Here is a 12593-nt window from a genome sequence, read left to right on the forward strand (position 1 = left end):
ACCTTGGCCTCTCTTACGGTGGGTGGCGGCTTTCTCTTTGTTGCCCCTCCCCACTTTCTTCTGTTTTGTGGTGTAGGGTTTTTGTGCTTTCCCCCCCCCCCCCCCCCCCCCCACGACCCGCTCACTCGGGGAGGAAGAGGTCGTGCTCCGCGGCGTAGTCTTCGAAGCCTTCCAGGCGTTGCCGGGCCGTGGCGCCGGCCACGTCCGCCATCGCCTCGACCAGCGCCACGGTCAGCGAGGCGACCGCCGCGTGGGAGTCGAACACGAACTCCGAGGCCACGCCCGCGCTCAGCACGTCGCCGGCGAGCGGGGTGAGCGCCGTGACGGGCCGGTCCGTGATCAGCAGCGTGCGCAGGCCCAGGGCGCGGGCCTGGTCCAGGGCGGCGGCGCTTTCCCGCGGGTAGCGGGGGAGCGCGACCAGGACCAGTGTCCGCGCGCCGCACCGGTGGGCGTGGCGCAGGGAGTCGCCGAAGACGCTGCCGGAGTCGGTCAGCAGCCGGACGTCCGGGTGGATCTTCGCGGCCAGGTAAGCGAAAGAGGCGGCCTGGGCCGCCGAGACGCGGTAGCCCGCGACGACGAGCGGGACGGAGTCCGTGAGCCTCGCCGCGATCGTCCGCAGCCGGGTGTCGTCGGCCAGCTGGGCCCGCAGTGCGCCGAGGGTGCGCAGGTCCGCGTCGATGGCGTGCTGGAACTTGTTGCCGCCGCCCGCCGGCTCGGGCTCGGCCGCGGCGTCCCGCAGGTAGCGGCGGAACCCGGCGTAGCCGTCGAACCCGAGCAGGGCGACGAACCGGGTGACCGAAGGCTGGCTGACCTGTGCGCAGTCGGCGAGCTCGGCGCTGGTGAGCGCCACGGCTTCGGCCGGGTGGTCGGCGAGGTAACCCGCGATGCGCCGCTGCGCCGGGGTCAGCCGGTGGGCGGTGAGCAGCTCGTGCAGCGACCGGGACACCAGGCCTCCGTCTTGTGTGAATGAGCAGTTTCATGTCACCTTAGGAATGAATGAAAACGTGTCAAGCGAGGTGGCGATGACCGACACCAACCGCATCGAGATCAGCGGGACCGGGCTCCGCTGCGCCGACGTGGTGCGCGTGGCCCGGCGCAGCGCGTCGACGGAACTCGGCGCCGACGCGGTGAAGAGGGCTGAGTCGAGCTACCAGCTGGCCGTGGAGCTGGGCGCCAAGCGCGCGGTCTACGGCCGCACCACCGGCGTCGGCGCCAACCGGCACACCGTCGTCGACCCGGAGTCGGCCGACCACCACGGCCTGCGCCTGCTGCGCAGCCACGCGGGCGGGACCGGCGAGCCGCTGCCCGACGACGCCGTGCGCGCGGTGATGGCCATCCGCCTCAACCAGCTCGCCGCCGGCGGCAGCGGCGTGCACCCGCGGTTGCTGGAGGTGCTGCAGACGGCGTTGCGCGTCGGCGCGCTCCCGCACGTCCACTCGCGCGGCGCGATCGGCACCGGCGACCTCGCCCAGCTCGCGGAGATCGCCTTGACCCTGGCGGGGGAGCTGCCGTGGGCGGCGGGCGACCTCGACCCGGTCGCGATCAGCCCGGGCGACGCGCTCGCGTTCATCTCCAGCAACGCCGCCACCCTCGGCGAGGCCGTGCTCGCCTGGCACGACCTGAGCCGGCTGCTCGCCGCGAGCCACGTCGTCACGGCGCTGACGTTCTGCGCGCTCGGCGGTTCGGCCGAGGCGTTCTCGGAGCGCGTCCACGCCGCGCGGCCGCACCCGGGTGCCGTCCGGTGCGCGGCGGAACTGCGGCGCCTGCTCACCGGCGTCGCAGAGGGGCGGCGACTGCAGGATCCCTTCGGGCTGCGCGCGTTCCCGCAGGTGCAGGGCCCGGCCTTGGACGCCGCGGCCGCCGTCGAACGCGTGCTGGCCATCGACATCAACGCCGCCGCGGAGAACCCGCTGATCGATGTCGAGACCGAGCAGGCCTACCACCACGGCCAGTTCTCGACGGCCTACGTGGCGTTGGCGTTCGACCAGCTGCGCGCGGCGCTGCACCACGTCGCGGAGCTGTCCACCGCGCGGCTGGGCGACCTCGTGGAGCCGGACCTGAGCGGGCTGCCGCCGTTCCTCGCCGAGGGGCCGGCGGGCAGTTCGGGGATCATGATCCTCGAGTACGTCGCCCACGACGCGCTGGGCACGCTGCGGCACGCGGCCTCGCCGGTCACGCTCGGCACGGCCGTGATCTCCCGCGGGCTGGAGGACCACGCGAGCTTCTCCACGCACGCGGTCCGCAGCACGGTCGCCGCCACGGCCGCGTACCGGACGGTGCTGGCGTGCGAGCTGCTCGGCGCGGTGCGCGCGCTGCGGCTGGCCGGGGCGCCGCTGCCGGACACGCCGCTGCGGGAAGCGTTCCGCCTCGCCGACGGCGGCCTCCCGCACCTCCCGGAGGATCACCCGCTCAGCGCGGAGATCAAGCAGGCCGAGCGGCTGCTGGACCGGCTCGCGGTGCTCTGACCGCTCGGGTGATGCCCCGGCAAACACGCGTGATGCCCCGCCAGTCACGGCTGATGCCCCGCCAGTCACGGCTGATGCCCGGCGGATCACGCGTGCTGCCGCCCGGGAAACGGGATTCGGTCAGAGGCCGCACGCTTTCGTCAGCGCGGTGACCTGTTCGGTCTTGCGCTGCACCCAGTTCGCCGGGCCGGTGACGAGGTCGTCGACCGTGGTCTCGCGCAGTGTCGTGGCCAAGGCGTCGATCGCCTCGCCGGCCGTCGTGTTCCCGGCCCGCGCCGCGAGGTCCGTCAGCTCCCGGCCGGCCGCGTGCGCGCGGTCCGCCGCGGCCTGCGGGTCGGCGAGGTCCGGCGTGGCGGTGGCGATCCGCACCGCTTCGGTGCAGACGCCGACCGTCGTGGCGGCGTCGCCGACCCGGCCCGCGGTTTCGGAGGCCGCGCCGCAAGCGGTGAGCACCAGCACCAGCGCGCCGCCGACCGCGGCGGTCGTGAGTCGATTCATCGGATTTTCCCTTCCAGTGAAGCAGTTCGTGTCTTGAACAGGCTGGCGACGACCGCCGTCGCCAGGATCAGGCCGACCACGCCCAGCGACAGTCCCGTCGGGATCTTCCAGATCTCCAGCAGCAGCATCTTCACGCCGACCCAGACCAGGACCAGCGCCAGGCCGAGCTTGAGGTAGACGAACCGGTGCATGAGGTCGGCGAGCAGGAAGTACAGCGCCCGCAGGCCGAGGATGGCGAACGCGTTCGACGTGAACACCAGGAACGGTTCCTGCGTCACGGCGAAGATCGCCGGGATCGAGTCGACCGCGAACACGATGTCGGTCACCTCGATCAGCACCAGCACCGCCAGCAGCGGCGTCGCCACCCAGCGGCCGGCCTCGCGGACGAGGAACTTCTTGCCGTGGTGGACATCCGTCGACGGCACGACCCGGCGGAACGCGCGCAGGACGACGTTCTGCTCGTAGTCCACCGGCCCCGAGCGGTGCAGCGCCATCCGGATGCCCGTCAGGACGAGGAAAGCGCCGAACACGTAAAGGATCCAGGCGAAACTCGCGAGCAGCGCCGACCCCGCGGCGATGAACACCGCCCGGAAGACCAGCGCACCGATGACGCCGTAGAACAGGATGCGGTGCTGGTGTTCCCGAGGAACGGCGAAGTAGCCGAAGATGATCGCGAACACGAAGACGTTGTCGACGGCGAGGGACTTCTCGATCACGTAGCCGGCGAAGTACTGGCCCGCGAGTTCCGCGCCCCAGACCCACCACACGACGGCGCCGAACGCGACGCCCAGCGCGACCCACACACCGGACCACGTCAGCGCTTCGCGGACGCCGACGACGTGCGCCTTGCGGTGGGCGAACAGGTCGACCACGAGCATGAGCAGGATGACGCTCAGCACGGCGGCCCAGGCCCAGAAGGGGACGGTCACGGCACACTCCTCCGGTTCGGTGGCGAACCGGAGGTCTTCCCGGCCACCTCGAAAGGCGGCGCCGGCACCGGGTCTGCGCAGGAGCAGCCGGATTGACGATGCCGGACCGGGGCGGGTACTCCCCTCCGTCTCCTCCAGAATGACGAACTGTGCTTCGTCTGTCAAGTGTGGACGGCTAAGCTGCGGGCATGGCCACGTGGACGTTCCTGAGCAACCACGCGCACGTTCTGCTGTGCCTGGCGGAAAATCCGGACCACCGGCTGCACGACATCGCCGAGCGCGTCGGCATCACCGAACGTGGTGTGCAGCTCATCCTCGCCGACCTGATCGCGGACGGCTACGTCGAACGCGAGCGCGTCGGCCGCCGCAACCACTACACGATTCACCCGGAAAGCCGGCTGCGTCACCCGCTCGAGGCGCACCACCGGGTGGCGGAGCTGGTCGAAGCCCTCGGCCCGGTCCGGCGTCACCAGACGAACTGCTGACCGCCGTCGATGTCGTAGGTCGCGCCCGTGAGCGCCGTGTTCGTCATGAGGTGGACCGCCAGCGCGGCGACGTCCGCCGGGCCCACCACGCGGCCGATCGGGAGCGTCGCCCGCAACTCGGCCCGGCGCTCCTCCAGCCGGTCGCCGAGCAGCGTCGCCGACAACGGCGTGTCGACGAACCCCGCGGCGATCAGGTTGACGCGCACCGGCGCCAGCTCCAGCGCGAGGGCCGCGGTGAACGGCGGCAACGCGGCGGTCGCGGCCGAGACGATGCCGAGCCCGTGGCCGATGCGGCGGCCGCCGGTGCCGCCCATCAGGAGCAATGAGCCGCCGGAGCGCATCTTCGGCGCGGCGTGGCGGGCGACCTCGAGCGCGACCGCGATGTGGCCGCCGAGCGCCGAGCGCACGTCGTCGGCGGTCATCTCCAGCAGCGGCCCGTAGTGCGGGCCGCCGGCGGTGATCAGGACGTGGTCGACGGTGCCGGGCAGGTCGGCGAAGAAGCTCGCCACCGCGGCCGGGTCGGTGGCGTCGAACGCGGCGGTGCCGCGGGCGCCCACGGCTTCCGCCGCCTGCGAGAGCTTCCCGGGATCGCGGCCGGTGAGCACGACGTCGGCGCCCTCGGCCCGGGCCAGCCGGGCCGTCTCGAAGCCGATGCCCGCACTGCCGCCGACCAGCACGACGGTCTGCCCGCTCAGTCCGCTCATCTTCGCACCGTACGACGGCGTCCCCGGTTTGACCACTGATCACCGGCGGGTCCATCCTGGCCGGGGAAGGTGATGACGATGGCCCCACGCGAAGAGCGGCCGATCGAACCCCAGGGACACGCGGCCGGCGTCCCGTACGACTGGCGGCGCCCCACCGCCGAGCGGATCCGGGCCCGCGCGTGGAACCCGGACGACCGGCGGTTCTGGACCCCGAAGACCTTCGGCTGGGGCTACGACGTGAACTTCTACTGGGTCGTCCATCCGCTGCGCTACCTGCGCGCCCGGCGGTCCGGCTGAGGCAGGGCCGGTCATCCGCTGCCCGACACGAACCGGCCTCAGTCCTGGTCGGGCACCGGCAACGCGAGCCGGAAGCAGGCGCCTTCCCCGAGGACCGTCTCCAGCTCGACGTCCCCGCCGTGCGCCCGGGCCAGTGACCGCGCGATCGCCAACCCCAGGCCCGCGTCCGCGCCGGCCGTGCGGGTCCGCGACCGGTCCGCCCGGTAGAAGCGGTTGAACGCCCGCTCCGCCTGCTCGGCCGTCATCCCCGGGCCGTCGTCCGTCACCTCCAGCACCGCGCGGCCGTCCGCCGTGCCGACGCCGATGCGGACCGGCGTTCCCGGCGGTGTGTGGGCGGCCGCGTTGCCCACCAGGTTGGTGACCACCTGCCGCAGGCGGGCTTCGTCGCCGTCGACCGGAGCCGGGCCCGGTGTCCCGGTTCCCCCCGGTCCGGTCAGCGAGACCGGGCGGGACGGGTCGAGCGCCTGCAGGTCGTGCCGGGCGTCGACGGCGAGGGTGCGCAGGTCCATCGGCGCGCGGTCGAGCTGCTCCGCCGGTGCCTCGTCGAGCTGGGCGAGCAGCAGCAGGTCCTCGGTGAGCGCGGTGAGCCGGGTCGCTTCGCGGTCGATGCGGCGCATCGTCTCGTCCACATCGGACGCTTCGGGCAGCGCGCCCATCCGGTAGAGCTCCGCCGACCCCTTGATGCCGAACAGCGGCGTCCGCAGCTCGTGGCTGACGTCCGCGACGAAGGTCCGCATCCGCGCCTCGGACGCCGCCCGGTCGGCGAACGCCCCTTCCAGCTGGCCGAGCATCGTGTTGAGCGACGCCGCGAGGTGCCCGATCTCCGTGCCCGGCGCGGCCAGGACGGGGACGCGGCGGGTGAGGTCGCCGCCGGCGATCGCGGCCGCCGTGTGCTCGATCCGGCGCAGCGGCCGCAGGCCCCGGCCGAGGGCGAACCAGCCGGCCGCCGTCAGCACCACGAGCAGCGCGGCGCCGGTGAGCAGGCTGCTCACCCGCAGCTGGGTGATCGTGGCGTCGGTTCCGGCGAGCGGCGCGGCCGAAACCACCGTCCCGCCCCAGCGCCGGGCCGGCCGCGCGACGGCCCGCCAGCGTTGCGACCCGTCGGCGGCGTCCAGGTCGACGGCCGTCCCGTCGGTGGGAACCGTGCGCAGCGCGTCGAACGGCGGCAGCGTCGCGCCGGGCACCCGCGAGGAGTGCAGGCCGCCCGCGACCGCGCCGGCGGCGTCCAGGTAGACGACGTACGGGGTGCCGAACAGGTCGAGGGCGGGGTCGATCAGGTCCGGTCGCACGGCGGGGGTCTCGGCCGGCGGCGGACCCGCCGCGAGGGAGATGAGCTCGGTCATCGACCGCAGCTGGCCGTCGAGCCGGTCGAGCTGGAAGCGCTCCAGCTGATCGGAGACGAGCGCGCCGGCGAGGGTCAGGCCGGCCAGCAGCAGGCCCGCGGTGAGCAGGAGCAGCCGGGCCCGCAGCGACAGCCGCTTCACCGCCGGGGCTCCCGCAGCACGTAGCCGACGCCGTGCACGGTGTGGATCAGCTTGGGCTCCTCGGTGTCCACTTTCCGGCGCAGGTAAGAGATGTAGGTGTCGACGATGCTGGCGTCGCCGCCGAAGTCGTCGCGCCACACGCGGTCGAGGATCTGGGCCTTCGACACCACGCGCCCGGCGTTTTCCATCAGGTAGCGCAGCAGCCGGAACTCGGTGGCGGACACGCGCACCGGCCGCCCCGCGCGCGTGACCTGGTGCCCCTCGGCGTCGAGGGTGAGCGTGCCCACCGCCAGCACGCCGGCCGGGTGCCCCGCGGTCCGGCGGAGGATCGCGCGGATCCGCGCGATCAGCTCCGCCAGGTCGAACGGCTTCGTCACGTAGTCGTCGGCACCGAGGGACAGCCCGGTGACCTTGTCGGCCTGCCCGTCCCGCGCGGTGAGGAACAGGACCGGCACCGGCATGCGCCGCTCACGCAGCCGCCGGACCACCTCGAACCCGTCCAGGTCCGGCAGCATGACGTCCAGCAGCACCAGGTCCGGTGGTTCCGCGGTGGCCGCGGCGACGGCTTCCGCCGCCGTCGCCGCGGACGTCACCCGGAAGCCGGCGAACCGGAGCGCGGCCGACAGCAGCTCGCGGACGGTGGCTTCGTCGTCGACCACCAGCAGCCGTTCGGCGCTCATCGCTTCCATGCCCGCGAGGATACGGAGATCGCGCCGGCGAGCAGGCTGCCCGTGAACCCGGCGAGCGCGCCGGCCGCGAGCGCGAGCAGCGGGTTCGCGCTGAGCCGCACGTCCAGGACCGGCACCGAGAAGCTGAACGCCGTCACCGAGACGTCGGCCGAAACGCGAGAGAGCAGCGTCAGGACGACCGCCACGCCACCCGTCACCGCGCCGACGGCCGCCGCCCGGCGCAGCGGGCGGCCGCGGCGGACGACGAGGACGATCACGGAGACCAGCAGGAGCGCCCCGGACACCCAGAGCCCCGGGGTGAAGTGCCCGAGATCCGGCACGCAGGGGAGCGCGGGATCCACCGTCCACGGCACGCCGAGCCCCAGCAGCACCGCGCCGGTCACGAGCTGGGGGAGGACGAGCAGCACACCCCCGGCCGCCGCGGCGCCACCGAAGGCCCAGGCGGCGGCCAGGCCCACCACGGCAAGCCCGGCCGCCGGCCACCGCGCGGCGCGAAAACCCCGTGCCACGGCGGGAAACCGGGCGACGAGCCAGCACGCGCCGACGACCACCAGCGCCCAGGTCACCGAGCCCGCCACCGCCGGTCCGGCGGCCACGGAGAAGCCGGTGTCCAGCTGACCGGGCAACGGCAGGCGCGACCCGGTGGCCACGCACCCTTGCGCCCCACCGGCGCCCTCCGGCAGCGCGAGCTTTCCCTTGGCGAGCACCGTGATCGCAGTCAGCCCGACCGAAAACGCCACGGTGGCCACGCCACCGCGGACGAGCAGACCGTCTTCGCCGCGACGCAGCAGCAGCCACCCCAGAACCACCGCGCCCGCAAGGGAAACCCCCAGCGGAATCGCGTGCAGCTCGCCGTGCAGGGCGATCGGGAGCCCGCCCGCCGGCATCGCCTCGACGTCCACCGGAGCACCCACGGCCAGCGCGACGGCCGCCGCGGTGAGCCCGGCACCACCGGCGCCGAGGAGCGCCAGGCCGGCCGCCGCGACCCCCGCCATGGCGAGCAGCGCGGCGGCGGCCGCGGCCAGGCCACGGGACACCTCCCGCATCAGACGTCCCGGCGCCGGAACACCGCGAACGCGACGGTCAGCACGACCGCGACCCCCACGCACATCCCGGCCAGGTTCAGCCAGGGGTGCGGGAAGTCCGGGTCGGGGACCGTCTTGAAGATCGCCGACGCGCCGAGGGTGGGCCAGTAGAAGAACATCCCGCGCAGCCACGCCGGGAAGAGCCCCGCGAGGGCGGGCACCAGGAAGACGATCCCGACGAGGGTGGCGAGCGCCCCCGCGGTGGCGCGCATGAGCGTGCCGAGGCCGACCGCGAGCAGCGCGATCGCCGCGAGGTAGAGCCCGCCGCCCGTCACGGCCGAGAGCACGCCGGGGTCGCCGAACCGGGCGTGCGGCAGGTCCTGGGCGGCCAGGACGGCCTGGCCGAGGAAGAAGGCGCCGGCCATCAGCACCTGGCCGGCCACCACGGCGACGCCGACGGCCACGACGACCTTGGCCGCCAGCAGCCGGTGCCGGCGGGGTGTCGCGATCAGGGACGTCTGCATCAGCCCGGTGGCGTGCTCGGCGGTGACGACGAGGATGCCCAGCACCCCGATGATCAGCTGCGCGACGATGTAGGACGTCAGGCTGCGGTTGGTGGGATCCCAGGCCTGCGGGTCTTCGGCGTAGGCCTGCCCGGCGGCGTTCATGGCCAGCGCCGTGATGCCGAGCCCCACCGCGAAGAGGCACCCCACGGTGTACCAGGTCGAGCGCAGGCTGCGGAGCTTGATCCACTCCGCGTGGACGGACCGGGCGAAGGTGACGTTCACGCGGTGGCTCCTTCGTACTCGACGCTGTCCTTGGTGAGCTCCATGAAGGCGTCTTCGAGCGAGACGCGCTGCGGGGTGAGCTCGGCGAGCGCGACACCGTGGTAGGCGGCGAGCTTGCCGATCTCCCCGCTCGTCATGCCGGAGACGACGAGCGAAGCCTCGACGCCTTCGCGCACGGCGGCCCCGGCGATGGTGAGCAGGCGCGCGAAACCCGGATCGGGTGTGCGGACGAGCACGGTGCCTTCGCCGCGCACGAGCTCGCTGACCGCGGTGTCGGCGACGAGCCGGCCCCGGCCGATGACGACGAGGTGGTCGGCGGTCTGCGCCATCTCGCTCATGAGGTGGCTGGACACCAGCACGGCGCGGCCTTCGCGGGCGAGGGAGCGCATGAAGTCGCGAATCCAGCGGATCCCCTCGGGGTCGAGCCCGTTCACCGGCTCGTCGAAGATCAGCACGCGCGGGTCGCCCAGCAGCGCCGCCGCGATGCCGAGGCGCTGCCGCATGCCGAGGGAGAACCCGCCGGCCCGCTTCCCGGCCACCCCTTCCAGGCCGGTCCGGGCGAGCACCTCGCCGACCCGGCGGCGGGGGAGCCCGTTGCTCACCGCGAGCGCGAGCAGGTGGTCGCACGCTTTCCGGCCACCGTGGACGGCGCCGGCGTCGAGCAACGCGCCGACCTCGGTCAGCGGGACGGGAAGGTCGCGGTAGCGGCGCCCGCCGACGGTGACGGAACCCCGGGTGGGCGCGGCGAGCCCCAGGATCATCTTCATGGTCGTGGACTTGCCGGCCCCGTTGGGCCCGAGGAACCCGGTGACCTGCCCGGGTGTCACGGTGAACGACAGGTCGTCCACGACGGTGTCGGGGCCGTACCGCTTGGTCAGGCCGCGTACTTCGATGGTGGTCATGGCGGCGAGCCTGGCCCGCCCGCCTGGCCGGTTCCTGGGAGGTTCTGGGAGAACCCTGGGAGTTCGGCACCCGGAAGCCGCCGTGGCCGGGGTGTTCTCCGGAAATCGAAAACCGCGGCCGCCGCGGGACCGGCTCAGGCGTCCGCGCGGTGGATCACGATGTCGCCGAGGCGCGTGCGGGCCCGGACCTTGACCTGATCCGTGGCCTCGCCCGCGTGCTCGGGCAAGGAGTTGTGCACCGCTCCCTTCGTGCTGTCCGCGTCCACCGACGCGGTGCTGCCCTCGGCGATGCCGATCTCGATGCCGCCGGCGGCGTTGGTCAGGTCCGCCCGGCCGCTCGTCATGCGCCCGATCCGGATCGGGCAGTGCGCCGCCTCGGCGACGACACCGCCGTCGGCGCGGTCGACGGTGAAGCTGCCGCCGGAACCGGTCAAGCCGACGTCGGAGCGGGCGTGGCCGAGCCACACGTCCCCGGCCGCGCCCGTGTACCGGAGCGCGCCCCCGATCTCGCCGATCCGGACGCCGGCCGTGCCGCCGTCGAGTTCGGCGGTCCCGGCGACGTGGCCGACCTCGACCTCACCGGCCGACAGACGGCCTCGCAGGGTGTCGGCGTGGCCGAGCCGCACCCGGCCCGACGCCAGGTCCAGCTCGCAGGCGCCGAGCCGGCCGTCGGCGTGCACGTCCGTCCAGGCCGTCTCCAGGACCAGCGCCGACCCGGACGGCAGCTCGACCGTGATGGCGACCGACCCGTTCTTGGCACCGGGCTTGTTCGTCTTGATCGTGAGCCGACCCTCGGCGAAGGCGACTTCGGTCTGCTCGGCCACCTTGACGTCCGACTTGCTCGCGCTGTTCACGGGCTCGACCCGCACGACGGTGTCCGGCCGCTCGCTCGCGGCGATCCGCACGTGGGCGCCGGCGGTGGTCAGCGTGGCGGTGATCGGTTCCGGCGTGGTGAAGACGGTCATGGCGTTCCCCTTGTGGTGGTGATCCCTGGTGTGTGGGACCACCTTCGCGGGGATGCCTGACACCGGCCTGACACGGCCCGGACACCCGCTCAGCCACGAGCGGCGCGGGCGCGCAGGTGGGCCTTTTCGCCGTGCTGCCCGAAGAGGATGAGCAGCTCGACTGCCTTCCCGTCGGCGCTGCCGAGCCAGTGGGGCAGCGTCGTGTCGAACTCCGCGGCCTCGCCCGCGGGCAGCACCAGGTCGTGCTCGCCGAGGACCAGCCGCAGGCGTCCGTGGAGCACGTAGAGCCACTCGTGGCCGTCGTGGGTCTGGTGCTCCGGCTCGGGCGGGCGGTCGCTGCTCGGGATGAGCATCTTGTACGCCTGCATGCCGCCCGGCCGCCGCGACAGGGGCACGAACGTCATGCCGTGGCGGTGGATCGGGGTGAGGTGGACGCGCGGGTCACCGGTCGGGGGCGCGCCGACGAGGTCGTCGAGCGGGACGCGGTACGCGCGGGCCAGCGGCAGCAGCAGCTCCAGGCTGGCCCGGCGCTGCCCGCTCTCGAGCCGGGACAGCGTGCTCTCGGACACCCCGGTGGTGACGGCGAGCTCGGCCAGCGTCAGCCCCCGGTGGCGGCGCAGCGCCCGCAGCCGGGGGCCGACGGCGTGCAGGACGTCCTCGAAGTCGTCGGTCACGCCGGCCATCTTGCCGAAACCGCAAGAAACCGTGCCACCTCGGCACGTCCCGGGCACGGTGGAGCCCATGACCACCACCGAGTTCTGGGACGGCCACTACGCGACGCCGCAAGCCGATCCCCGCGCGAACGTCCGGCTCACGGAGGTCGTGGCCGATCTCGGCCCCGGCACGGCGCTCGACCTGGGAAGCGGGGCCGGCGGCGACACGCTGTGGCTCGCCCGCCGCGGCTGGCGCGTGACCGCGGCCGACATCTCCGGCGTCGCGATCGCCCGCCTGGCCGCGCGAGCGCGCGAACTGGGGCTCGGCGACCGGGTGACCGCGGAGCGGCACGACCTGGCCGAGACCTTCCCCGAGGGCCGCTTCGACCTCGTATCGGCGCACTACCTGCACACGCCCTTCGCCCTGCCGCGCGCCCCAGTGCTGCGACGGGCCGCGCACGCGCTGTCCCCGGGCGGACGGCTGCTGGTCGTCGACCACGGGTCGGTCGCGCCGTGGTCGTGGAACCAGGACGAGCGGTTCACCTCCGCGGGCGAGGTGGCTCGCTCGCTGGAGCTCGACGACGAATGGACCGTCGAGCGCGCCGACGCCCTTTCCCGCCGCGCCACCGGACCGGGCGGGCAAGTCGCCGACGTCGTCGACCACCTGCTGCTGATCCGCCGCGACCGCTGAACTCCCGAGGAGGAGGAG

The 12593-nt window shown here is 73.7% G+C and carries 15 protein-coding genes; 4 read left to right on the plus strand and 11 right to left on the minus strand.

Features of this window, described 5'->3' with window-relative positions:
- Positions 1-121: 121 nt before the first annotated feature.
- Entirely contained in the window at positions 122-946 is an 825-nt protein-coding gene (locus ACZ4TR_RS29120; RefSeq protein WP_465290219.1) for a MurR/RpiR family transcriptional regulator, read from the minus strand.
- 76 nt (positions 947-1022) lie between these two features.
- On the opposite strand from ACZ4TR_RS29120, the gene ACZ4TR_RS29125 reads away from it, so the two are divergent.
- A complete protein-coding gene (locus tag ACZ4TR_RS29125; protein ID WP_465290221.1) occupies positions 1023-2465 on the plus strand; it encodes an aromatic amino acid ammonia-lyase in 1443 nt (480 codons plus the stop codon).
- Between the two features lie 120 nt (positions 2466-2585).
- Here the strand turns inward: ACZ4TR_RS29125 and ACZ4TR_RS29130 are convergent, their stop codons facing one another.
- Positions 2586-2963: a bacteriophage spanin2 family protein gene (locus ACZ4TR_RS29130; RefSeq protein ID WP_465290223.1), complete on the minus strand. Its 378-nt coding sequence runs from the start codon at positions 2961-2963 to the stop codon at positions 2586-2588.
- On the minus strand, positions 2960-3892 hold the full coding sequence (locus ACZ4TR_RS29135; RefSeq protein ID WP_465290225.1) for a TerC family protein: 933 nt from the start codon (positions 3890-3892) through the stop codon (positions 2960-2962). The genes ACZ4TR_RS29130 and ACZ4TR_RS29135 overlap by 4 nt, the downstream gene beginning before the upstream one ends.
- A gap of 188 nt (positions 3893-4080) precedes the next feature.
- Here ACZ4TR_RS29135 and ACZ4TR_RS29140 point away from each other — a divergent pair, with 188 nt between their 5' ends.
- Entirely contained in the window at positions 4081-4377 is a 297-nt protein-coding gene (locus ACZ4TR_RS29140; RefSeq protein WP_465290227.1) for a helix-turn-helix transcriptional regulator, read from the plus strand.
- On the opposite strand, the gene ACZ4TR_RS29145 is transcribed toward ACZ4TR_RS29140, so the two are convergent.
- A complete protein-coding gene (locus ACZ4TR_RS29145; protein WP_465290228.1) occupies positions 4359-5081 on the minus strand; it encodes an SDR family NAD(P)-dependent oxidoreductase in 723 nt (240 codons plus the stop codon). The genes ACZ4TR_RS29140 and ACZ4TR_RS29145 overlap by 19 nt on opposite strands.
- A 78-nt stretch (positions 5082-5159) precedes the next feature.
- On the opposite strand from ACZ4TR_RS29145, the gene ACZ4TR_RS29150 reads away from it, so the two are divergent.
- Positions 5160-5378, plus strand: coding sequence for a DUF5808 domain-containing protein (locus ACZ4TR_RS29150; protein ID WP_364522164.1), 219 nt, complete (start codon positions 5160-5162; stop codon positions 5376-5378).
- 38 nt (positions 5379-5416) lie between these two features.
- On the opposite strand, the gene ACZ4TR_RS29155 is transcribed toward ACZ4TR_RS29150, so the two are convergent.
- The 7 genes from ACZ4TR_RS29155 to ACZ4TR_RS29185 form a co-directional block, all read right to left on the minus strand.
- Positions 5417-6862, minus strand: coding sequence for a sensor histidine kinase (locus tag ACZ4TR_RS29155; RefSeq protein WP_465290230.1), 1446 nt, complete (start codon positions 6860-6862; stop codon positions 5417-5419).
- Positions 6859-7542, minus strand: coding sequence for a response regulator transcription factor (locus ACZ4TR_RS29160; RefSeq protein ID WP_465290709.1), 684 nt, complete (start codon positions 7540-7542; stop codon positions 6859-6861). Before ACZ4TR_RS29160 ends, ACZ4TR_RS29155 begins: the two co-directional genes overlap by 4 nt.
- Complete coding sequence (locus ACZ4TR_RS29165; RefSeq protein WP_465290232.1) at positions 7539-8597, minus strand: streptophobe family protein; 1059 nt, start codon at positions 8595-8597, stop codon at positions 7539-7541. The genes ACZ4TR_RS29160 and ACZ4TR_RS29165 overlap by 4 nt, the downstream gene beginning before the upstream one ends.
- Positions 8597-9364 carry an ABC transporter permease gene (locus ACZ4TR_RS29170; RefSeq protein WP_465290234.1) on the minus strand — a complete coding sequence of 256 codons (768 nt, stop codon included), beginning with the start codon at positions 9362-9364 and terminating at the stop codon, positions 8597-8599. Before ACZ4TR_RS29170 ends, ACZ4TR_RS29165 begins: the two co-directional genes overlap by 1 nt.
- Entirely contained in the window at positions 9361-10266 is a 906-nt protein-coding gene (locus tag ACZ4TR_RS29175) for an ABC transporter ATP-binding protein (protein WP_465290236.1), read from the minus strand. The genes ACZ4TR_RS29170 and ACZ4TR_RS29175 overlap by 4 nt, the downstream gene beginning before the upstream one ends.
- Positions 10267-10400: 134 nt before the next feature.
- On the minus strand, positions 10401-11231 hold the full coding sequence (locus ACZ4TR_RS29180; RefSeq protein ID WP_465290238.1) for a DUF4097 family beta strand repeat-containing protein: 831 nt from the start codon (positions 11229-11231) through the stop codon (positions 10401-10403).
- Positions 11232-11320: 89 nt separating this feature from the next.
- Positions 11321-11905, minus strand: coding sequence for a helix-turn-helix domain-containing protein (locus ACZ4TR_RS29185; protein WP_364522178.1), 585 nt, complete (start codon positions 11903-11905; stop codon positions 11321-11323).
- A 67-nt stretch (positions 11906-11972) separates the two neighbouring features.
- Here ACZ4TR_RS29185 and ACZ4TR_RS29190 point away from each other — a divergent pair, with 67 nt between their 5' ends.
- Complete coding sequence (locus ACZ4TR_RS29190; RefSeq protein WP_364522180.1) at positions 11973-12575, plus strand: class I SAM-dependent methyltransferase; 603 nt, start codon at positions 11973-11975, stop codon at positions 12573-12575.
- The last annotated feature ends 18 nt before the right edge of the window (positions 12576-12593 follow it).

The organism is Amycolatopsis sp. NPDC028719 (genome assembly GCF_055565395.1).

Coding starts and splice junctions, on each gene's coding strand:
- ACZ4TR_RS29125 (WP_465290221.1), top strand. CDS start 1,023: ATGACCGACACCAACCGCATCGAGATCAGCGGGACCGGGCTCCGCTGC.
- ACZ4TR_RS29130 (WP_465290223.1), bottom strand. CDS start 2,963: ATGAATCGACTCACGACCGCCGCGGTCGGCGGCGCGCTGGTGCTGGTG.
- ACZ4TR_RS29140 (WP_465290227.1), top strand. CDS start 4,081: ATGGCCACGTGGACGTTCCTGAGCAACCACGCGCACGTTCTGCTGTGC.
- ACZ4TR_RS29145 (WP_465290228.1), bottom strand. CDS start 5,081: ATGAGCGGACTGAGCGGGCAGACCGTCGTGCTGGTCGGCGGCAGTGCG.
- ACZ4TR_RS29150 (WP_364522164.1), top strand. CDS start 5,160: ATGGCCCCACGCGAAGAGCGGCCGATCGAACCCCAGGGACACGCGGCC.
- ACZ4TR_RS29160 (WP_465290709.1), bottom strand. CDS start 7,542: ATGAGCGCCGAACGGCTGCTGGTGGTCGACGACGAAGCCACCGTCCGC.
- ACZ4TR_RS29165 (WP_465290232.1), bottom strand. CDS start 8,597: ATGCGGGAGGTGTCCCGTGGCCTGGCCGCGGCCGCCGCCGCGCTGCTC.
- ACZ4TR_RS29175 (WP_465290236.1), bottom strand. CDS start 10,266: ATGACCACCATCGAAGTACGCGGCCTGACCAAGCGGTACGGCCCCGAC.
- ACZ4TR_RS29180 (WP_465290238.1), bottom strand. CDS start 11,231: ATGACCGTCTTCACCACGCCGGAACCGATCACCGCCACGCTGACCACC.
- ACZ4TR_RS29190 (WP_364522180.1), top strand. CDS start 11,973: ATGACCACCACCGAGTTCTGGGACGGCCACTACGCGACGCCGCAAGCC.